Annotated in this window: 20 protein-coding genes; 7 read left to right on the plus strand and 13 right to left on the minus strand. The window is 33.3% G+C overall.

All coding sequences use genetic code 11. The features are described from left to right. Positions 1 to 77: 77 nt before the first annotated feature. Both P8J93_01880 and P8J93_01885 read left to right on the plus strand, forming a co-directional pair. Positions 78 to 725: an HAD-IA family hydrolase gene (locus P8J93_01880; protein MDG2060548.1), complete on the plus strand. Its 648-nt coding sequence runs from the start codon at positions 78 to 80 to the stop codon at positions 723 to 725. Then, a complete protein-coding gene (locus P8J93_01885) occupies positions 722 to 2,830 on the plus strand; it encodes a penicillin acylase family protein (GenBank protein ID MDG2060549.1) in 2,109 nt (702 codons plus the stop codon). The genes P8J93_01880 and P8J93_01885 overlap by 4 nt, the downstream gene beginning before the upstream one ends. 2 nt (positions 2,831 to 2,832) lie before the next feature. Here the strand turns inward: P8J93_01885 and P8J93_01890 are convergent, their stop codons facing one another. The 7 genes from P8J93_01890 to P8J93_01920 form a co-directional block, all read right to left on the minus strand. After that, positions 2,833 to 3,990, minus strand: coding sequence for a serine hydrolase (locus P8J93_01890; protein ID MDG2060550.1), 1,158 nt, complete (start codon positions 3,988 to 3,990; stop codon positions 2,833 to 2,835). A gap of 27 nt (positions 3,991 to 4,017) precedes the next feature. Then, positions 4,018 to 4,593 carry a DsbA family protein gene (locus tag P8J93_01895; protein ID MDG2060551.1) on the minus strand — a complete coding sequence of 192 codons (576 nt, stop codon included), beginning with the start codon at positions 4,591 to 4,593 and terminating at the stop codon, positions 4,018 to 4,020. A 27-nt stretch (positions 4,594 to 4,620) separates the two neighbouring features. Further along, positions 4,621 to 6,069 carry a bifunctional 2-methylcitrate dehydratase/aconitate hydratase gene (locus P8J93_01900; GenBank protein MDG2060552.1) on the minus strand — a complete coding sequence of 483 codons (1,449 nt, stop codon included), beginning with the start codon at positions 6,067 to 6,069 and terminating at the stop codon, positions 4,621 to 4,623. A gap of 28 nt (positions 6,070 to 6,097) precedes the next feature. After that, positions 6,098 to 7,222: a 2-methylcitrate synthase gene (gene prpC / locus P8J93_01905; GenBank protein MDG2060553.1), complete on the minus strand. Its 1,125-nt coding sequence runs from the start codon at positions 7,220 to 7,222 to the stop codon at positions 6,098 to 6,100. A gap of 9 nt (positions 7,223 to 7,231) precedes the next feature. Beyond that, positions 7,232 to 8,113, minus strand: a complete 882-nt coding sequence (prpB, locus tag P8J93_01910; protein ID MDG2060554.1) for a methylisocitrate lyase — start codon at positions 8,111 to 8,113, stop codon at positions 7,232 to 7,234. 22 nt (positions 8,114 to 8,135) lie between these two features. Further along, positions 8,136 to 8,744 (minus strand): bifunctional phosphoserine phosphatase/homoserine phosphotransferase ThrH, encoded by a 609-nt coding sequence (gene thrH, locus P8J93_01915; protein MDG2060555.1) that lies wholly within the window; start codon positions 8,742 to 8,744, stop codon positions 8,136 to 8,138. Between the two features lie 61 nt (positions 8,745 to 8,805). Continuing rightward, the gene (locus tag P8J93_01920) at positions 8,806 to 9,678 is read right to left on the minus strand and encodes a 5'-nucleotidase (protein ID MDG2060556.1); all 873 of its coding nucleotides are present in this window, start codon (positions 9,676 to 9,678) and stop codon (positions 8,806 to 8,808) included. 63 nt (positions 9,679 to 9,741) lie between these two features. Between P8J93_01920 and lexA the strand changes: the two genes are divergently transcribed. Further along, positions 9,742 to 10,350 carry a transcriptional repressor LexA gene (lexA, locus tag P8J93_01925; protein MDG2060557.1) on the plus strand — a complete coding sequence of 203 codons (609 nt, stop codon included), beginning with the start codon at positions 9,742 to 9,744 and terminating at the stop codon, positions 10,348 to 10,350. Here the strand turns inward: lexA and topA are convergent. From topA to P8J93_01950, 5 genes are all read right to left on the minus strand, one after another. Further along, positions 10,341 to 12,920 carry a type I DNA topoisomerase gene (topA, locus tag P8J93_01930; protein ID MDG2060558.1) on the minus strand — a complete coding sequence of 860 codons (2,580 nt, stop codon included), beginning with the start codon at positions 12,918 to 12,920 and terminating at the stop codon, positions 10,341 to 10,343. The genes lexA and topA overlap by 10 nt on opposite strands. An 86-nt stretch (positions 12,921 to 13,006) precedes the next feature. After that, positions 13,007 to 13,867, minus strand: coding sequence for an acetyltransferase (locus P8J93_01935; GenBank protein MDG2060559.1), 861 nt, complete (start codon positions 13,865 to 13,867; stop codon positions 13,007 to 13,009). A gap of 8 nt (positions 13,868 to 13,875) precedes the next feature. Next, the gene (gene mazG / locus P8J93_01940; protein ID MDG2060560.1) at positions 13,876 to 14,676 is read right to left on the minus strand and encodes a nucleoside triphosphate pyrophosphohydrolase; all 801 of its coding nucleotides are present in this window, start codon (positions 14,674 to 14,676) and stop codon (positions 13,876 to 13,878) included. Then, positions 14,666 to 15,805, minus strand: coding sequence for an acyl-CoA/acyl-ACP dehydrogenase (locus P8J93_01945; protein MDG2060561.1), 1,140 nt, complete (start codon positions 15,803 to 15,805; stop codon positions 14,666 to 14,668). Before P8J93_01945 ends, mazG begins: the two co-directional genes overlap by 11 nt. A 39-nt stretch (positions 15,806 to 15,844) precedes the next feature. Then, a complete protein-coding gene (locus P8J93_01950; GenBank protein ID MDG2060562.1) occupies positions 15,845 to 17,035 on the minus strand; it encodes an acyl-CoA dehydrogenase family protein in 1,191 nt (396 codons plus the stop codon). A 99-nt stretch (positions 17,036 to 17,134) separates the two neighbouring features. Between P8J93_01950 and P8J93_01955 the strand changes: the two genes are divergently transcribed. After that, positions 17,135 to 18,178 (plus strand): alcohol dehydrogenase, encoded by a 1,044-nt coding sequence (locus tag P8J93_01955; protein MDG2060563.1) that lies wholly within the window; start codon positions 17,135 to 17,137, stop codon positions 18,176 to 18,178. Here P8J93_01955 and P8J93_01960 read toward each other — a convergent pair. Then, a complete protein-coding gene (locus P8J93_01960) occupies positions 18,175 to 18,921 on the minus strand; it encodes a Sir2 family NAD-dependent protein deacetylase (GenBank protein MDG2060564.1) in 747 nt (248 codons plus the stop codon). The genes P8J93_01955 and P8J93_01960 overlap by 4 nt on opposite strands. An 86-nt stretch (positions 18,922 to 19,007) precedes the next feature. Here P8J93_01960 and P8J93_01965 point away from each other — a divergent pair, with 86 nt between their 5' ends. The 3 genes from P8J93_01965 to P8J93_01975 all read left to right on the plus strand — a co-directional run bounded on the left by P8J93_01965 (position 19,008) and on the right by P8J93_01975 (position 22,544). Continuing rightward, positions 19,008 to 19,721: a queuosine precursor transporter gene (locus tag P8J93_01965; GenBank protein ID MDG2060565.1), complete on the plus strand. Its 714-nt coding sequence runs from the start codon at positions 19,008 to 19,010 to the stop codon at positions 19,719 to 19,721. A 7-nt stretch (positions 19,722 to 19,728) separates the two neighbouring features. Next, complete coding sequence (locus P8J93_01970; protein MDG2060566.1) at positions 19,729 to 20,604, plus strand: NAD(+) kinase; 876 nt, start codon at positions 19,729 to 19,731, stop codon at positions 20,602 to 20,604. Between the two features lie 71 nt (positions 20,605 to 20,675). Further along, entirely contained in the window at positions 20,676 to 22,544 is a 1,869-nt protein-coding gene (locus P8J93_01975) for an SLBB domain-containing protein (GenBank protein ID MDG2060567.1), read from the plus strand. The last annotated feature ends 1 nt before the right edge of the window (position 22,545 follow it).

Genomic DNA, 22,545 nt, shown 5'->3' on the forward strand with positions numbered 1-22,545 from the left:
AATAAAGAGTTATTTTAGCAAAATTGAGAAAATCAAACCATTCAGTAAGATATAATACCCAAAAAATTTATAAAACTATGACTATTAAAGCCGTCTTCTGGGACTTTGGAGGAGTTATAACAACTAGCCCTTTTGATTCTTTTAATAAATTTGAATTAGAAAATAAACTACCTACTGGTTTTATTCGATCTATAAATGCAACAAATCCTAAAAATAATGCTTGGGCAAAATTAGAAAAGAGCGAAATCTCTTTAGAAGAGTTTAATAAACTATTCTTTAAAGAAAGTTCAGATCAAGGCTATGGTATTCATGGAACAGATGTTATTAACCTTCTCAAAGGTGAGATTAGGCCTGAGATGGTCATTGCTTTAAAAAATATTAAAGGAAAATTAATACAAGCTTGCCTTACAAATAATATCAAAGCACTTAATGAAGAAAAAATAAAAAACAATAAATCAATAGCAGGGAGTATTACAGATGAAATTTTTCAATTATTTGATTTTGTGATTGAATCTAGCAAAATTAATGTCAGAAAACCTGAGCCTAATTTTTATTTATTAGCTTGCAAGAAAGCTAATGTAGTGCCTGATGAAGCTATCTTTCTAGATGATTTGGGAATAAATCTAAAACCAGCTAGAGAACTAGGCATGAACACTATCAAGGTTATTAAATCTATGGATGCTTTGAAAGAATTACAAACTTTCCTATCTTTTCCAGTTTTATGAAAAAGCTTCTTTTTAGTTTAGTTCTTTTTTTTATATTTAGTTGCTCAACTGATAATACGTCATTTATAAATTCTACTTTATCAGAATCAAAAAAATATAAATCGATAATCACAAGAGACATTTGGGGAGTCCCTCATATACAAGGAGAAAGGGACGCAGATGTAGCGTTTGGCTTAGCTTATGCGCATGCTGAAGATGATATTAAGAATATAGCTGAAAATATGGACCTATACAGAGCTCAAATGGGTTTGAAAATTGGGTATGAAGGGGCTACTTCTGATTATCTTATAAAGACTCTTCGAATAAGAGAAATGATTAATGAGAATTACTTAACAGATCTTAGCTTGGGAGTTAGGAATATACTGGAAGCATATGCAACAGGATTAAATTATTGGGGTTCATTAAATCCTGACAATCATTACATTAAATATTTCCCTTTTACTAAAGAAGATATTGTGGCCGGCTTTGCTATACAAAACCTATTTTTTTCCGGAGTTGTTAACTCAATTAAAAAACTAGAAAATGAAAGTTCATCAAAGGATCAAGAAAGAAGTGCTAGAGATAGCATTTTAGAATGGGAAAGCCTTGTCCTAGGATCTAATGCTTTCGCAATTAGCCCTGTAAAGTCTGATGATGGAACTACTAGACTTATGATAAATTCTCATCAACCATTAGATGGACCTCTTGCTTGGTATGAAGCCCACTTACAAAGTGAAGAAGGGTGGAATATGATGGGTGGACTTTTTCCTGGTTCACCTTTTATTTTTGTAGGTTTTAATGAAAATATTGGCTGGGGCCTGACGGTTAATAAACCAGATTTATCAGATATATTTTTACTCTCTATTAATCCAGATAACTCAAATCAATATCTTCTTGATGATAATTGGGTTAATTTCACCACTAGGATTATAGAACTTCCTATTAAGTTATTTGGTCCATTTTATTGGACTTTCAAACGAGAAGTCCATTATTCAGTCCATGGACCTATCCTAGAAACTAAAAATGGAGTTTATGCAATTAGATATGCAGGTATGTCTGATATAAAACAAGTTGATCAGTGGTACAAACTCAATAAATCTAATAATTTAGAAGAATGGTTAAACGCCATGAAATTAAGATCCATAATATCCTTTAATGCAATTTATGCTGATGCAAAATCTAATATACTATTTCTACATAATTCCTCCTCTCCACTAAGGAATGAGTCTATTAATTGGATAAATCCTGTAGATGGGTCTGTGTCAGATCTTATTTGGAATGAGACCGTGCCATTTGAAGATTTACCATTAATTATAAATCCTGAATCTGGATGGTTAGCAAGTACCAACCAAGATCCTTTTAAAGTAACATCTAAAAAAAGTAACTTAGATCCTAAAAATTACTCTCAAACTTTAGGTCTACAAACTAGGATGACAAACAGAGCTAATAGAGTTATTGAACTATTCAATAAAAATAAGACAGTTTCAGCAAAATTATTTGAAGATATCAAATACGATAATCAATATTCAAAAGATTCTAGAGCATACCAATATTTAAATAATATTTTAAAGGCTAAATTTGAGACTAAAGAGTTAATTGAAGCCCAAACCTTACTCAAGAATTGGAACTTAAAAACTAATTTAATGAATAGAAGTGCTCCTTTAGGAGTTTGTATAATCAGTTATGAATGGATTGCTGAACAAGAAAATGAAGAAGTTATAGATCCTATTAAGGCTTTTAAAACATGTGTCAAAGAAATAAAAGATATATATCATCGTATTGATCCTTTGTGGTCTGAAAGAAACTTTATAGTAAGAGGGGATAGAAAAATTCCAGTTCAAGGCGGACCTGATACATTAAGAGCAATCTATGGAATCCAACAAGATGATGGCTCTTTAAAAGCCAGCGGAGGAGATGGATTATATATATTTTTAGAGTGGGATAAGAACCAAACTATCAAAGCCAAAAGTATTCACCAATATGGAAGCTCAACTCAAAATAAAACTTCAAGACACTTTGATGACCAAATGGATCTATATGCAAAAGAAGAGATGAAAGATACGTTTTTTAAAACCTTTAAGTTAAAAAAGAATATTGAAACTGTAACTAAGGTGCCTTTTGAATGATACTAATCATAAATATTTTTTTCAAAAGAATTTAAGACTTTAACTACTTCTTCATCAAAAAATGGAAGCATTTGCATTATGAGTAATCCTGCTAAATCATTCATCTTATCAATCCAACAAAAGGAATTAAAAAGACCATAAGAGCCCAAAGAATTTTTTGGTTTACCGGATACACTATCCTCTTCAGATAATAAAAAACCTAATGCCCAAGATCCTTTTTGACCCTGAAAGAAATCAAAATCATTTGATAAAAAAGGAACAACTGATCTCATCGGATGAAGAGATATACCACTTGTATGACTTACTGACATTGTTTGGATTGAATCTTTCTTTAAAATTTGCCTATTATTGAGACTTCCATTATTTAAAATCATCTGAAGGAATTTAGAATAGTCAGATAATGATGAAATTAGATTACCTCCCCCGGAGTAAAAGTCTTCTTTCTTAGGAATTTCAAAAGGAAGAACAGTAAAGCCTTCATCTTCTCTCTTATGAACTGAAGATAACCTATCAATCTTATGGGAAGGAATATCATAGCTTGTATCATTCATCTCAAGAGGTTTAAAAACATTCTTGACCATATAATCTTGTAAACTAAGATCAGAAACTTTTTCTACTAAATGTCCCAACCAATCTATACTTATTCCATATTCCCAAGACGTACCTGGTTCATGGACTAAAGGAGCTTTTAAAAAATTACTACTTCCTTCAAAAGCAGAAGATAAAAGTCCTAACTCCATTAATTTCAATATCTTATCGTTCCATATCTCATAAGCAAATCCTGAAGTATGAGTTAAGAGATGTTTGATAGTTATGTCGGCAGAAACATTTTTATAAAGAGGAATATTACGTGCATCAAAACCCTTTAAAATTTTAGCTTTTCCGGCCTCTGGAAAGAAATCTTTTAATTTTGAATCTATTCTTAATTTACCTCTTTCCATTAATTGTAAAATACAAACAGAGGTAATTGCCTTGGTCATTGAAGCTATTCTATAAAGAGAATCTTCCTGTAAATATTGCTTATCAGAATAATTAGAATATCCAAACTGATTTTTATAAAGAGTATTGCTTGAACTAATAATGGAAGCCGCCACTCCAGGAATCTTATCCTTCACTGCTCTCGATAGAATATTATTTAATGCTTTATTATCTATCTCCATATAACAAACTTAATCAGTATGAAGTATTTAAGTATTTTTAAAGACACTCATTAATAAATCTATCCTATCTTGCCCCCAAAACCTCTCTCGCTTATACAAAAAAGTAGGAACTCCAAAAACTTCATATTCTCGCATGACCTTTGTATACGATTTTAACCTTTTATCAAATCTTTCATCGTTCATAGCAGAAATACAAACATCAGGATTTAGTTCTATTATTTCACAAATGTCCTGAATGACTGCTTCTTCTTCTAAATTTAATCCAGATTGCCATCTAAAATTATATGCATGAAGCATAAATTCTTTACCTAAGCCTTCATCTGAAGCTGCTAACCACGCTGCATGCACTCTAGGCCAATTGCAATCACCCGCTATCTTCTCTGCCATCTGAACGCCTTCTTCTTTAAATAGACGATTACAGTCTTCAAATAAATAAGTTCTCTTGAATGGGCTTGCCGTAGGATCTGAGAAAGACTCTAATACCTCTCTAGGGAGATAACACAGAGGAATAAATTCTAAATCTAATCCCTTGTCTAATGCTTTTTTTACACCTAAGTAAGAGTAAGGACTGCGAAAATTAAAGAAGCATTTTATTTTTTCCACCAAAACCCTCCTTCATTAATTGAGATCTTATTCGGCAACCATTAAATCCATAAAATCTGTCACAGAAGTTAATTCTAATTTTTCTTGAGAATCACAAAGATTAAGAATAGATTTAATCCTTTCATCAGAAAATTGAGTCATTAGATTCCTCTCGAATTTCTTCATTAATAACGGAATTCCTTCTTTTCTTCTTCTTCTATGGCCAACAGGATATTCCACTTCTACTTTGTTGGTAGTTGAACCATCTTTAAAATAAATTTGAATAGCATTTGCAATTGACCTTTTATCTTCTTGTAAATATTCTTTTGTATATCTGTTATCTTCTTCTATAACCATCTTTGATCTTAGTTCATCTACCCGAGGATCTGAAGCGACATCATCTTCATAATCTTCAGCAATTAAATCTCCCTTCAATAGACCGATAGCTGTCATATACTGTAAGCAGTGATCTCGGTCAGCAGGATTGTTTAGTTTCCCTTCCTTACTAATAATTCTTATAGCAGATTCATGTGTAGTAATTATTATTTTTTCAATTTCATCCAATCTATCTTTTACTTCTGCATGTAGAATTACCGCTGCCTCCACTGAAGTTTGAGCATGAAACTCTGCTGGAAAAGAGATTTTAAATAAAATATTCTCCATTACATAAGATTCAAAAGGTCTAGGTAAAGTAAATTCTTTACCTTTAAATTGAACATCATAAAAACCCCATGTAGGAGCTGTTAGGACACTAGGATAACCAATTTGCCCTTTTTGAGTAATAATAACAAGTTGTAAGGCCCTGCTAGTTGCATCGCCAGCTGCCCAAGATTTTCTTGGTCCTGCATTCGGCGAATGTCTATATGTTCTTAAACTCTGCCCATCAACCCATGCTTGTGACAAAGCATCTATAGTTTGACTCTTGCTTAAGCCAAACATTGAAGAAATAACTGCTGTTGAGGCAACTTTAACTAGAACAACATGATCTAGCCCAACTCTATTAAAACTATTCTCTAATGCTAAGATACCCTGAACTTCATGAGCCTTTATCATGGCAGTTAAAACCTCTTTCATTGATAGAGGATCTTTGCCTTCAGAAATTCTCTTTTGAGAAAGATAATCAGCTGCTGCGAGAATACCTCCTAAACTATCTGATGGATGACCCCACTCAGCTGCCAACCAAGTATCATTAAAATCCAACCAACGAATAATAGCCCCTATATCCCAAGCTCCTTTCACCGGGTCCAATACAAAAGAAGTTCCAGGAACTCTCACTCCTCCCGGAACAGAAGTTCCTTCCACATAAGGGCCTAATAAATCTTTGCAATCCGAAAAAGTTAAAGCCAGTAATCCACAACCCAAAGTATCCATTAAACAATATCTAGCTGTGCTGAATGCTTCTGCGCTTTTGATATCTTTATCTAGCACATATTCAGCAATCTTGACCAATATATCATCCGGATCAGGACGAACATTAAGTTCTACATTTCCACTCATAGAATTTCCTTATTTATTAACTGGTTAATTATCTATCTGATAAATCTACCCAGACAGAATTCTCAGGTCCTACATAATCAGCTATAGGTCTGATAATCCTATTATCTGCCCTTTGTTCCATTATATGAGCAGCCCATCCTGTAAGTCTGGCAAGGACAAAAATAGGAGTAAAAAGTTTGGTAGGAATCCCTAAAAAATTATAAGCAGAGGCATGAAAGAAATCTGCATTACAAAATAATTTCTTTTCATCCCACATAACCCTTTCTACTTCTTCTGAAACGGCATACAAGACCGTATCACCTTGTTCTTCTGATAGCTTTCTTGACCATTCTTTAATGATAGCGTTTCTAGGATCATTATCAGCATATATTGCATGCCCAAAGCCCATTATTTTATCTTTTCTTTCTAACATACCCAGTATATTTTCTTTTGCTTCATCAGGGCTTTTCCAATCTTTTATCATTTCCATAGCCTCTTCATTGGCCCCTCCATGCAAAGGTCCTCTTAAAGAGCCTATAGCCCCTGTTACACAAGAGTGGATGTCAGACAAAGTTGATGCTGTTACCCTACCTGTAAACGTGGAGGCATTAAATTCATGTTCTGCATACAACATAAGAGAAACGTCTAAACATCTTCTATGATTATCTGAAGGTTTTCTGTCCAATAACATATTTAAAAAATGACCTGCTATAGAATCATCTTCTGTCTCTACATTGATTTTGACTCCATCATGAGAAAATCTATACCAATAGATTATGATAGAAGGAAAAGCTGCTAACATCCTATCTGCGGAATTATTTTGATTTTTAAAATTACCTTCTGGTTCAAGGTTTCCTAACATAGAACAACCAGTTCTTAAGACATCCATAGGATGGGCAGAAGAAGGGATTCTTTCTAAAACTTCTTTTAGTGGCGCTGGAAGACTTCTCATTGAAGATAATTTCTTTTTATAGGAATCCAATTCGGATTTATTAGGTAAATTGCCGTAAAGCAAAAGATGAGCAACTTCTTCAAAAGTTGCTTTCTCTGCAAGTGTTTCTATCGAATAACCTCTATAAGTTAATCCTGCACCTTCTTTACCTACAGTACATAAAGAAGTCTTTCCTGCTACTTGCCCCCTTAGTCCTGCTCCTTCTAATTTCTTTTGTGCCATATTTTTCCTCTAACTATTCTTTTTAAAAAGCTCATCTAATTTATTTTCAAACGAATGATAATCTAGAACTTCATAAAGTTCATCTCTAGTTTGTAATTTATCGAGTATTCCTTTCTGAGTTCCTTTTTCTTTAATTTCTCTGTATACCTCTTCTGCAGCCTTACTCATTGCTCTAAAAGCTGTAAGCGGATAAAGAACTATATCTACACCAGCACCTGATAATTCCTTGCAATTTAAATAAGGACTCGCTCCAAATTCAGTTATATTTGCAAGAATAGGTGCGTCTACTGCTTCTTTAAACATTTTATAGTCTTCTAGTTTAGTTACTGCCTCAGGAAAAATAGCATCAGCTCCTTCTTCTATGCAGTATTTTGCTCGCTCAATAGCACTATCTATGCCTTCTACTGCAATAGCATCTGTCCTAGCAATAACATAAAAATTATCGTCTGTTTTAGCATCAACAACTGATTTCACCCGATCACACATTTCCGATAAACTTACTATTTCTTTATTCGGTCTATGACCACATCTCTTTTGCGAAACTTGATCCTCAATGTGAATACCTGCTGCCCCTGATTTGATCATTGTTCTGGTCATGCGCGATAAATTAAAGGTTCCCCCCCAACCAACATCAGCATCAACAATCAAAGGTAAATCACAAACATTGGTTATACGCTCTACATCAACAATTACATCATTCAATGTAGTTATTCCTAAATCCGGTATACCCAAGCTTGAAGCTGCTACTCCACCTCCAGATAAATAAATAGCCTGATGTCCTGTTTTTTCTGCAAGCAAAGCGCTATATGCATTTGTAGTTCCTACCAATTGTAAAGGATGGTTTTCTTCTAAAGCATTTCTAAGTTTACTTCCTGGAGATATATTTTGCATAGTACCTATTTTACTCCATCTGTTAAACTATGTAATTAGTCTGTGAAGAAAATAATTCTTTTAGTTCTTCATGAGATTGCACTCCTGGAATGGAACTAAATTCATCTCTTATGTGCTGGGGTGCTTGAAAAAAAACGCCAAAGTCTGCCGCTGCTAACATTTGTATATCATTATATGAATCTCCCGAAGCAAAGACTTTATATTTTAAAGACTGCAAGCTTTCTACTACCTTCTTTTTGTTATCATCCTGCCTTAGCTTATATCCCTTAAGTTGCCCTTCTTTTATATCTAAATTATGGCAAATTATAGACGGAGTTCCTAACTTCCTAATTAAGGGCCAAGCTAACTCATAAAAACTATCTGAAACTATTACAACCTGAAACCTGTCTTTAGCCCAATCTAAAAAATTCTTTGCCGTAGGAAAAGGTTCCATATTCTCAACAACATTCATAATATCTTGCATAGAAATGCCTAATTTTTTAACAAGTTCCATGCGGATATCCATTAACTCTGAATAATCTTTTAAATCTTGAGTAGTTAGATTAAATTGATCTTCGCCGGACCAAACCGCCACCTCTGACCAAATTTCTGGAACTAAAACTCCTTCTAAGTCTAAACAAATATATTCCATATTTCTTGATTGTATTAAGAAACGAGGATTTTATACTTATATCAACCAGAGTAAAAGAATATTAGCTTTCTAGTCTTACTACCTGACCAGTTGCGACCTCTTCACTTGATAGTTCACAATTATCTAATTGATCATCAAAGAAAATATCTGCTTGATAAGCTTTAAGAAAATCTTTCTTTGTCATTCCCCCTAAAAAAAGACATTCATCTATTCTTATATTCCAATCTCTCAATGTCCTAATTACTCTCTCATGAGAGGGAGCTGATCTAGCGGTTACTAAGGCAATTCTTATTGGACATTCGTAATGACTAAAATTTTTCTGAATTAAATTTAGTTGAGACAAGAAAGGTTTAAAAGGTCCTCCAGATAAAGAAAGTCTTGCTAAAGATTTTTCGTTTTGATCAAAAGCCAATAAACCTTCTTTTTCAAAGATCTCTTGCGATTCATCAGAAAAAATAACTGCGTCACCATCGAAAGCGACCTTTAAGATTCCATCTTGGCTTTCTGATTTACCAGAAGGCATAATCCTTGCTGACGCTATTCCGCTCTCTAGGGCTAATTTACAATCTGAATATTCAGAAGAAAGAAATAAATGTGCTCCGAAAGCTTTTGCATATTCATGTGGACTATTTCCTCCGCAAAAGGCAGCTCTAGTAATATTTAAATCATGATGTTCAATTGAATTAAATATTCTAAGTCCTGTATCAGCCGAGTTCCTACTTAGTAAAACAACCTCTACACTTCTATTACCTTTAATTAGTGAATTTAGATTTAATAACTTTTTAACCATAGAAAATGCTTTACCGGGTTTTAAAGGAACATTTTCATTATCAATTTGATGTTGAGTATAAACATCTAAACCTTTCTCCCTGAAAATTGAATGACTCGAATCTAAATCAAAAAGTGCTCGTGATGTAATTCCAATTACTAACATTAATTTATTTGCTCAATACTTAATTACTGTATATAATTACAGTATAATATCATTTTTATAAATATGAAAGATTTAACTATAAGACAAAGAGAAGTTTTAGACCTTATAAAAAATAATGTTCGAAACTATGGATTTCCTCCTACTAGAGCCGAAATCTCAAAAAAACTTGGCTTTAAATCTCCTAATGCAGCAGAATCCCATTTAAGGGCCCTAGAAAAAAAAGGAGTTATATCTATTCAAGCCGGCTCTTCAAGAGGAATAATTCTTAATCTGAATAATGGAGATTTAGGAATACCAATTATAGGCCTTGTAGCAGCTGGAGGACCCATCTTAGCTCAAGAAAATATTGAAAAAAGAATATCTGCCTCTCAAGAAACCTACCCCAAAGGAATTGACTTTTATCTTCGTGTCAAAGGGGACAGTATGATTGAAGCTGGTATATTGGAAGATGATCTTATAGGAGTAAATAAAGACACAGAAATAAGAGTAGGGTCGATAGTAATTGCTAGAATTCATGATGAAGTAACAGTAAAAACTTTAAAAAAACTTAGTACTGATAAAGTAATATTAAAACCCGAGAATTCAAAATATTCAAATATAGAAATTAATCCCACAAGAGAAGATCTGTCCTTTGAAGGAACTTGTGTAGGTTTATTAAGAAATTACTCATAAAAAAATTTAAATTCTTTTATAGCTAGAGCTTTTTTTATTATTTCTCTTTTCTCTTCCAAATCTAACTTATAATAATCGTTTACAGTAGGTACTTCTATATCACCACATTTTATATTCTTAATAAACTTGAATGCCTTACCCTGTTTCCTTATCTTGATACCAACAGGTTGATTAGTATCTGGGTGAAAGCCTTCAACTCTCAGAGATTTAAGGACAAAAGATCTTGTTTCATGATTTTCGTAATCAAGAGAATGGGGGTCATAATAAGAAACTTTAGGATTAGCAGGTTTGTTTTCTGGTGGAAGTTTTGTTGCTTTATTAAATCCATCAAATTCGGTATATTCTCCAAATCTTCCTTTTTTTAGGAAAACAGGTAAATTACTTAAAGATTCAGTAAATAAAATATTTTCTCCTGAATCTCTCTCAATTAATTCAATGGCTCTATTTAGCCCAATATCTAGTATAAATTCATCTTCATCTGGTGAGCCATAAATCTTTTTTCCTTCCTTAGTGGTCCAAACACAAGGGCCATTTATACTCATATCAGCATAAATTGGTGAATTTAAATCGGGATGATTACCTAAATCCTTAGGAAGCATTTGATAGGTTTCCCAATCAATATTGAAATCAAATGGTTTTTTAGTCCACTTGCAACTTGAACAGCCAACAAAATATCCCCAGGCTCCCGACTTTAAACTAGTCTCTTCTGAACACTTAGGACATTCACGAGTAATTAATCCCTTTTGAGTTTTAGGAAAAATTACGTCATGAAGCTCCGCATTCAATAAATCTAAAACTTGTCTAGTTTTAAAACCATCTTTATCGCTTATTTCTATATCGTTTATTTTTTTATTTAAATAACTCTGTAATTCTTTCCAGAACCTATCCAAAACATCATTCCATTTCTTCTCTCCTGATGCCACTTCATCTAAATCTCTTTCCATTTCAGCAGTAAATTTAGTCTCTATAAAGAAATCTCTAAAAATACATTTCAAGTAAGAAGTTAATATCCTTCCTAAGTCAGAAGGAATTATAGATTTAGCTCCATAGGCATATTTTTTTGATCTTAAACCTTTAACAATAGTTGCATAAGTAGATGGTCTGCCAATGCCTTCTTCTTCCATCTTTTTTATAAGTGAAGCTTCTGAATATCTGCTAGGGGGTAGAGTAAACTTTTGTTCAGTAATATTTTCTTTTAAATTTAATTCATCTCCTTGGGACAATGAAGAAGGAAATTGTGAGTCCGATTCCTCATCTTCTTTAGTAAGTTTCTCAAAGCCCATGAATAAATTCTTTCGTGAAGTAGCTCTAAAAATGTACTTGTCATCATGAGATTGAATAGTCAAAATTTTTCTTTCGTATTTAGAATTAACCATCTGACTTGCAACTGTTCTATTCCAAATTAACTCATACAATTTTTCTTCATCACCAGATAAATTGACACTAGTTGGAATTAAAGAAATATCAGTAGGTCTTATTGCTTCATGTGCCTCTTGAGTATTTTTTACTCCTGATTTATATACCCTTATCTGATCAGATAAATAAGATTGGTTAAATTTAGTTGAAATTAAATTTCTTATTTCATGCAATGGGGCTGGACCTGGGCTTGTTTCTGAATATGGATCGCCTGTATTAGGAGAAGTACTAATAGAGATTCCATCTGTTCTTAAATAAGTTATTAATCCGCCCTCATATAATTTCTGAGCACCGCTCATAGTCCTATCAGCAGTAAAACCAAAAGAACTGGCAGCTGCCATTTGTAAGGTAGAAGTTCTAAATGGTGGTTTAGGTGAACTAGATTGAGGCTTTGTTTCTATATCAGAAAGAATAAACGAAGAATTGCTAAGCTCAGATATTATTTGATTTACCCAGTCTTCATTATCTATTGGTGCTTGATTAAGATTCCTTTCATTAATTTTTATTAGGTCGGTCTCAAATATAGAATCTCCAAATTCGAAAGTGGTCTTTATTGGCCAATATTCCATTGGAATATGTGCATCCCTCTCATCCTCCCTTTCACAAATAAGTCTTAAGGAAGGAGATTGAACTCTACCTGCTGATTTTGCTCTAGAAATATGCCTCCATAAAAACGGTGAAACTTTGAAACCTATCAAATGATCTAATATTCTTCTTGTTAAATAAGCATTAACTAAATTTTCATCTATAGTTCTTGGATTTTCTACAGCTCGTTTGATTGCTGAAGAAGTGATCTCAGTAAAACTAATTCTTTTTAAGTTTGTTTCTGCAAGTAATTTTTTATTATCGAAATCATTTTGTAAATGCCACGCTATTGCTTCCCCCTCTCTATCAGGGTCAGTTGCTAAATAGACATTATTTACTTCTTTACAAATCTTCCTCAACTCCTTAATAGTTTTTTTCCCTTTAACTGTTTCTTGCCATTTGAGATCAGACCAGTTAAGTGGATTAACAGCTCCATCATCGTCAGGAAGATCTCTAAAATGTCCCAGACAGGGAATGACCATCCATTCCTCTTCCGGAAAAGAATCATCTAAGTAACCTTTAATCTTTGTAGCTTTAGCTCCTGACTCAACTACCACTAGAGACTTCATATAAATTCCCAAAATTTAAAGTTCCTTTTTAGTATAAAGTTAGATTAGTACCTTTTGTCTAGACTTTTTTTTAGTTTAAGTAAAATTTATTTCAAGAATTTTTCTTTTTCTTTCCAAATATCATTCATCCAAACCTTCAAATTTTCACGGTAAGTTGAATCATTTAGATAATCTCTTCCCTTCAATATAGAGGGTATATCGATAATATTTACATGAATATTTACTTCTGACATTTTGCCAGAAAGAAAAGCCCAAAAGGTTCTTTTTTTAGCTTCATATGAAATAGTAAAATCTACGAACTGATTAATATAGGGCATGGTAGATAGGGCTAAACCTATTCCACCCAACTTTGGTCTTAGTAGATTTAAAAAAGGAGACTCTTGTATAAAATGCTTAGATTCACTATATCTTGTTCCCTCTGCAAAACTAAATATTGATACTGGATATCTTGCAAAACGGGAAAAAGAGGACTGCATTTGAGAAATATCTTTACCTCTTAATTCTGGATTCTTTTTTAATTGCTCCTCTGAATATCTCTTAAGGAAAGGCATATCCAAAGCCCACCAAGCCAATCCAATTACTGGCACCCAAAATAATATATCTTTCATAAAGAATTTCAGCATTGGAATTTTTTTATTGGTAATTCCTTGTAATATAAAAATATCTGCCCAAGACTGGTGATTTGCTGTAGCTAAATACCAATTATCCCTATTTAAAGATTCAAATCCCGAGACTATCCACTTCGGATTATGCAAGTATCTTATCCAAATTCCATTACAAGCTATCCAACATTCTCCAATTAAAATAATATATTTGGTACAAAGAACCTTCCACGCCTCAATAGGAAAAAAGATTTTTAAGATAGCAAAAGAAAGAAGAAAGAAACACCAAAAAAGTGTATTTAAGACAATTAATAAAAAAGAAGATACGCCAATAATAAAACTCATAAGTTAAATCAATTCTTCTCTTTTGATTTATTCCACAAACTATCCATTTCCTCAATTGTACTATCGTAAATAGATTTATTTCTTTTTTCTAGTTCAGATTCTATGAACCTAAACCTTCTTTCAAATTTCTTATTTCCTGCATCCATTGCCCCCTCTGCATCTACTCCTAACTTTGCTGATAGATTAGCTATTATCATAAATAAATCGCCTAATTCTTCTTTGATACTCAGTTGATCTTTTAATGAAATTGCATTTTTCAATTCATTAAGTTCTTCTTCTATCTTTCTGAAATAATCTTTATTGTCACTCCAATCAAAACCAACACTAGAGGCTCGTTTTTGAATCTTTTGGGATCTAATTAGAGCCGGTAAAGCTTTTGGAATATTATCTAAAATACTTTTAAAGCCTTTCTGTTTTCTTTCCTTCTTTTTAAGGATTTCCCAATTTTTTGTTTGAGCTTTAGAAGTATGTTTTTTTGGATCTCCAAAAACATATGGGTGTCTGTCAATTAGCTTTTGACATAAAGAATCAACAACATCAGTGAATTCAAAAAAATTGTTTTCTTTAGCTATTTGAGATAAAAATATAATTTGAAGTAATAAATCACCGAGTTCAAATTTCAACTCAATTTTGTCATTTCTAGAGATAGCATCTACTACCTCGTAAGCCTCCTCTATGATAAAAGGAGTTAAGCTATTAAAATCTTGCTCCTTATCCCATTCACAACCTTCATCTTCATCTCTTAACCTTTCCATGATAGATAAAAGACGTTGTATTGAAGTTTCAGAAGATTTATCTCTAGTATTCACTTAAGGTTGCGTAGCGATCTATGTGATAATCAGCACTACCAAAAATTTGTTGAGCTACCCTGCTTCTTTTCATAAAAAAACCAATATCATATTCATCAGTCACTCCTACACCTCCATGCATTTGCACAGACTCATTACTAACTAAATGCAAAGTTTCACCTGCTTTAAATTTTGCTAGACTAGCAAACCTGGTTCTATCATTAGATTTCTCATCTACAGCATTAAGGGCTCCAACAACTGAAGACTTAGTTAATTCCAGTTCAGAATACATTATTGCTGCTCTATGTTTAAGAGCTTGAAAGCTTCCTATTAAAGAACCAAATTGCTTTCTTTCTTTAAGATAATTTAAAGTAATTTCAAAAGCCTGAGTAGCATTACCCAGCATTTCTGCTGACATTCCTATCTGAGCTCGATCTAAGACTTCTTCTATTATAGAAAAACCATTATCTAACTCGCCAAGCAGACAATCTGATGAAATATTTACATTCTTGAGTTTAATTTCTGCAACATTTCTTGAATCTAACATGCTCAGTCTAGTAATTTCCATGCCTGGAGTTCCAGAATCTATGCAAAATAAAGTTATCCCTAATTTTTGGTCATTCCCTCCATTAGTTCTTGCAGCTACAATAATCTTTTCAGCGCTATGACCATCTAATACGAAAGTTTTTTCCCCATTTAACACAAAACTATTACCTTCTTTTTTTGCCTTGGTAGCTATATTGCATGGAGCATGTCGACTACCTTCTTCCAAAGCAAAAGCTGTTGTTAAATTTCCTTCTACAATTTTAGGTAGTAACTGTTTTTTTTGTTTTTCATCCCCTGCAAGCTCTATTAAACTGACCCCTAAAAGACCTGTAGCGAATAATGGCGAAGGAGTTAAAGTTTTGCCGGTTTCTTCTAAAATTCCTCCCATACCCATCATCCCAAAATTAAAACCTCCATATTCTTCGGACACTAGAATTCCAGCCCAACCTAATTCAGCCATCTTTTTCCAAAGAACTTTATCGTATCCCAAAGGATCTTTTGTATCTCTAATTTCTCGAAAGTGAGAAATTGGAGCATTCTTTTGTAAAAACTCTTTTGCTATATCCCTTAAAGATTGTTGCTCTTCATTAAGCACTAAAGCCATCTAGATCTCCTACTTATTTTTTAACTTTGGTACAAAACTTTAATCAGGAAGTCCCAATACTCTTTTAGAAATTACATTAAGCTGAACTTCTGAGGTACCGCCTTCAATAGAATTAGCTTTAGTCCTCAACCAATCTCTTGTAATAGCTATTTCTTCAATGGAAAAAGAATCTCCTTCCCAACCTATTCCTTTAGTTCCCATAGACTCAAGCATCAACTCATATCTTAATTTATTATGCTCGCTTCCATAATACTTACCCATAGAAGAAGCTGCACTAGGAGCTCCTATTTTTGTCTCCTCGCCAATTCGTTGCATAGTTAATCCAAATGCTCTGGAGTTAAGATCATGTCTGGCTATTTTAGATCTTAAAGAAGCATCATCGAGTTTATCTTCAGAATCGAGGCCAATGTATTTTTTGCTTAACTCTACTAAACCAGACTTTTTATCTCCTACTTCTCCTCTAGAACCTAAACCAAATGAAGATATCATGGTTCTTTCATGTTCTAAAAGCCTCTTAGCAACTGTCCACCCCTTATTTAAACCTCCTACTAAATCTTTTGCAGGAGCTTTAGCATCATCAAAAAAAGTTTCACAAAATGGAGACTTACCGCTTATCAAAGTTATGGGTTTCGTAGTGACGCCTGGTTGATCCATATCTATAAGGATAAAACTAATTCCATTATGCTTTGGTTCTTGTGGTCCCGTTCTAACTAAACAGAATATCTTATCTGCCTTGTCTGCATAAGATGTCCAGACTTTTTGTCCGTTAATTATGTAACTATCATCATCTTTGACCGCTTTAGTACTTAAACTTGCTAAATCAGAGCCCGATCCAGGCTCACTATATCCTTGGCACCACCAAAATTCTCCCTTAACAATGCTTGGTAAGTGTTCAAATTTTTGTTCTTCTGTAGCAAATTCTAGCAAGGCAGGCCCTAACATCCAAATTCCAAAACTAGCAAGGGGCATTCTTGCATTCATGGAATTAAGTTCTTCTTGTAAAACTTTATTTTCTTCCTTTGATAGCCCTCCTCCTCCATATACACTTGGCCAAGTAGGACATGTCCAACCCTTCTCTCCCATTCTTTCAAGCCAAATTTTTTGATCTGGATGAGAAAATTCAGCATTCCTGCCTCCCCAAGCCACATCTCCGGGTTTTCGCATCTCAGATGGACAATTTAATTCTAGCCAATCTCGAGTCTCTTCTCTAAAAGCTTGAAGATCTGACATAATTTACCCCAAATATTTAAAAAATGAATTATAGAATATACAAGGATAGTCTAAGATGAGTTAAACTTAAATAGTGGAATTTAAAAAACTTAAAAAATTATGAAAGCATATCAAGTGATAGAACCTGGATTACCCTTGGAAGAGAATATTTTTGAAACACCAGTACCTCAAGGAACAGAGATTCTTCTAAAAACTATAGCATGTGGAGTCTGCCACTCTGATGTTCATATACATGAGGGGCACTTTGATTTAGGAGGTGGAAATAAACTACCTATGCCATTACCTACTCCCTACACTTTAGGACATGAAATATTTGGAGAAGTTGTTGCAATAGGCGAAAAAACTCAAAATGTCGCTATAGGTGAAAAATATGTCGCCTTTCCTTGGATAGGTTGTGGGAATTGCAATTTTTGCTTAGATGGAGATGGCAACTTATGTAATGCAGCAAATGTCTTAGGAATTCATAGTAGTGGTGGATTTGGAGATCATGTTTTAGTACCTCATAGTAAATATTTATTTGATAAAGGAGATACACCTGATGAGCTTGCAGGAAGCTATGCCTGTTCAGGTCTTACTGCTTATAGTGCTCTTAAAAAGGTAATACCTCTAGAAGGAGATAATTCCTTAGTTATAATTGGAGCAGGAGGAGTTGGAATGATGGCTCTTCAAATTGCCCAAGCTGCTTTTTCTATAAATCCAATAGTAGTGGACATAGATGATCAAAAACTTAATCTAGCTAAAAATTCTGGAGCATCTCTTACATTTAACTCAACTAAAGATGAAACATTTATGGAATTATTTGAGGCCACAGGTGGGGGTGCGATTTCAGTTATTGACTTTGTGGGTGCTGAGTCTTCTGCTAATTTAGGTTACAACTTACTTCGGAAAGGAGGAACTTTAGTCATTGTAGGCCTTTTTGGTGGACAAATATCATTACCTCTTCCAATGATACCTATTATGTCAAAAAATTTACTTGGTTCTTATGTAGGAAACCTTCAAGAAATGACTGAATTAATGAAACTGGTGAAAGAAGGAAAAGTAGATCCTATTCCAGTCATCTCAAGACCTGCCTCTGAAGCAGATCAAACTCTAAAAGATCTAAAAGAAGGCAAGATTCTTGGACGAGCTAGTCTGATTTATTAAATACTTTTATTTATATCTGCGAGGAAATTACCAATTCGTTCATTGATAACGAGATCAAATAAATAATCGAGTTCTGTTTCTTCAGCATTTATATTGATCAATTTAGCCCCTGTATCTTTTGCTAATTTAGGCAATCCTGCTGCGGGATATACTGTTAAAGAAGAACCTATAGAAATAAATAGATCGCAATCTATGACTTTTCTTTGTGCTAACTGCATTTTTTCTTCAGGCATGGCCTGTCCAAATGAAATAGTTGCAGTCTTAAGTAGGCCTCCACATTTTATACAATCAAGTATAATTTCTTCATCTATTAATTTTTTATGGATTTCTTCTAAAGAATAGTTTTTAGAGCAAGAAAGACATAAAGCATAAGTTGAGTTTCCATGAAGTTCTATAATTATACTGTCATGTATCCCAGAATCTTGATGCAAATTATCAACATTTTGTGTTATTAGATAAGATTCTTTCTTTATTTGCATTAAACTTTTTAAGGATAAGTGCCCCAAGTTTGGGGCTACCTCTTTGAGTTTCTTTCTAAGAGCAATATTCTTTATCCAAGAATCTCGTCTAGCTGATTCTGATGAAATAAATTCATCAAAATATATAGGTGTATTCGTTTTCCAAAAGCCCGAAGGACCTCTAAAGTCTGGTATACCGGACTCAGTGCTTATCCCTGCCCCTGTAAAGAATATTGGTTTTCTACTCTGGTCCCAAATTTCTCTAAAACTCTCTATTAATTTCATAGTCATTTTATTTTAAACAATATTTTTATTAATTAAGGTTAAGCATATAATTACCTAATTAAAATAACCAATTATAAAATTAATCAATGATTCCATTTACTCAAGAATCTCTTTGGATTTTAACCATCGCTTACGACTTATCTTTGGTACTAATTTTATATAGATACTTTGGTAAATATGGACTATATACTTCAGTGATTCTAGGTATTATGCTTGCAAACCTTCAGGGTGGAAAGATAAGTGAACTAGAAATTTTTGGTTATAGTCTTACAGCTAGCATGGGTGCAATACTTTACTCAGGAATATACTTTGCTACAGATATTCTTAATGAAAAATATGGGAAAGAGGAAGCTAATAGAGCGGTTATGTTAGGATTTTTTGCTAATGTAGCTGTTATGCTTACTCTTTTTATTAGTATTCAATTTAAACCTTCGGACATGACAGGTTCTGCTGCAGAAGTTCACAATGCAATATCAACTCTTGCCGGATATTCACCAGCATTTGTTGTTGGATCATTAACAGCCTACTTAATAAGCCAAAGATTTGATGTGTGGTTTTTTCATAAAATTAAGACCTACACAGGTGAATCAAAACTATGGTTAAGAAATAACCTCTCAACAATCACATCGCAACTTATAGATACTCTAATTTATCAATTTACTTGGATAATTGCTGTTGGTATGAGTTTTAGTGAAGCTTTTGCATTAGCTGCAGTAAAATATTTATTAAAAGTTATAATTGCAGTTATAGATACAATTTTTATATATTGGGTAAAGACCTGGTCTATAAAAGTAGATTGATAAAAAAATGAGTAATAAATATAAGAATATAGGAATAGTAGGATTATCTAATAATCCTAAGATACCTCAATTAATTGAATCCATTGTAACAATTCTTACTTCGGAAAAAAGAGAAGTTCTAATTGATAGGAAATTTGAATCACTCGTTGATCTAACCAATATAAATTATGTAACAAAAAAAGAAATTCAACATAAATGTGATTTGGTTATCTCTTTAGGGGGTGATGGAACAATGCTAGAAAGTGCTAAAAATTATGGCATTGAAGGCATACCGCTATTAGGAGTTAACTTAGGGAGCTTGGGTTTTCTTACTGATATAGCACCTGAAGACATAGAAAAAGAACTTAAAGCAATTCTAAATTCTGAACTCCAAATAGATGAAAGATTCTTTATTAAGGCCAAAATAGATAATAAAGAATTAGATTATAAAGCCCTTAACGAGATTGTTATTCATTCAGGAGCAATAGCTCAAATGATTGAATTTACTTTATTTGTTGATGATCAATTTGTATGCAAACAAAGAGCTGATGGATTGATTATAAGTACCCCTACTGGCTCTACTGCTTATTCTTTATCAGGAGGAGGTCCAATTATTCATCCTGAATTAGATATTATCTTAATTTTACCAATATTTCCTCAAAGCCTTAATAGCAGTCCTATTATAGTAGATGCAAATAAAGAAATTAAGATTGTCTTATCTGAAAAACAAAAAATAGATTCAGCTGAAATAAGCTTTGATAGCCAAGAGAATATATCTTTGAGTCCAAATTCTATAATTGATATAAGCAAACATTCTTCTAAACTCTTATTACTTCATCCAAAGAATCATGATTTCTTTAGCGGATGTAGAGATAAGCTGGGATGGGGTAAATCCATAATTTAACATTTTCTTGTTGTGATTTTACTTAAATTATTGGAAAATTGACTTTCCGCAAAAATTTTTATGGACTTGCTATGTTAAAAAGCGAAGATTTGACCTATACGAAGAGAATATTACCTCTAATATTCTTATCTCTTTTCTCAATAAATTCTTATTCAGAACCTATAGATTTAGAAAAAAGTGAATCTATCACACCTGAACAAGAAAGACTTCTTCAAGGGCTTCCTGCAGATCAAGCTGCAGCCGTGAGACTTAAGATAATGGATCAGCAAACTTTGACTAATGAAATCAAGAAGACATTTGAAGATGTAAATACTCTAGTACTTAGACCAGAAAAAAGAGAATTAACGGGTCAAGAAAAAATTGAATACGAAAAAAAAGCAAGGAATTGGGTTTATGGATATGAACTATTTGCCTCTGCCCCATCAACCTTTGCTGCAGCAACAGATATTCCTATACCTAACGACTATTTAATAGGACCTGGGGATACTTTCATGATTCAGGTTTTAGGAGGAGGGAATTTAACCGGAGGAGGAAGACAACAAGAATATATAGTAGATAGATCTTACTCAATTACATTACCTGGAATTAAACCTTTTAACTTAGCCGGTCTTAGCTTTAATGAAAGTAGAGAATTAATACAGAAACAAGTTAAGACACAGTTTGTGGGTTCTGAAGCTATTGTAAGCTTAGGTGGAATCAGAAGCATAAAGGTTTTCGTTATGGGTTCAGCTTATTTACCTGGAGCTTATACAGTAAGTTCCCTGGCTTCGATTACCAATGTTTTACACATTAGCGGCGGGGTGTCTGATATTGGATCTGTTCGAAATATTGAACTTAAAAGAAAGGGTAAACTTATTACTACATTTGATTTATATGATCTTCTATTAAAAGGAGATACAAGTAGTGATATAAGAGTCCAAAATGGAGATGTAATCTTTATACCTACCATCAGAAAATCTGCAAGAATGCATGGAGATTTTAGAAGGCCAGGACTATTTGAACTAAAAGAAGGAGAAAACCTTAAAACTTTAATAGATTTTGCTGGAGGACTTGGATCCAATGCCAGAGCTAATGCTGGTGAGCTTAATAGAGTTAACAGAAATATAGGTAATAGAGAGATAATTAAAATTAATGCTAACTTAGATGAAAACCTAAATCTTAAAGTATTAGATGGAGATATGTTCTTTGTTCCTTCTATCACCGCTTTAAGTCAGGCAAATGTTATCTTAAGTGGTCAATTTAGATATCCTGGTAGTTACTCTGTTAAAAATGGTGAAAAATTATCAAGTTTACTGGAGAGAGCTGGAGGCTTCACTGAGAGTGCATTTATTGCTGGAGCTGTTTTAAATAGAGAATCAATTTCAGAAATGCAAAATACTTCTTTTAGAAGAGCTGCTGATGATATGGAGTCTGCAATTGCTGGTGCAATTATTGGAGGAAAACTTCAAGGAGGAGTAGGTGCTGCAACTAGCGACTTAATAACTAGACTTAGGACAGTTAGATCACCAGGCAGACTGATAGTGGATATAGATCCAATTAATATTGAAAAAAATCCTGAGAAGGATATATATATTGAAGATGGAGATAAAATTCATATACCTAGCAGAGTTAATGCTGTGACTGTTGTTGGCGATGTATATTCTCCAGGTACTATTCCTTTTAAGAATTCTTATACTACAAAAGATTATTTAGCTCAGGCCGGAGGCCTAAGACCATCGGCAGACCCAAAAGAAATATTTATGATTCTACCTAATGGAGAGGCAAGAGCAGTTAGAGATGGAATTTGGAAATTAAGAAGACAGTTTATATCTCCTGGAACTACTTTATATATACCAAGGGATACCTCGCCATTTGATTGGTTACTTGCAACCAAAACTGTAACTCCAATATTATCCAACCTAGCGACAACAGCAGCAGCTTTAGCTGCCATAGACGATTAAG

It is taken from the genome of SAR86 cluster bacterium, assembly GCA_029268615.1.
In the GTDB taxonomy this organism is placed as follows: domain Bacteria; phylum Pseudomonadota; class Gammaproteobacteria; order Magnimaribacterales; family Magnimaribacteraceae; genus JAQWNM01.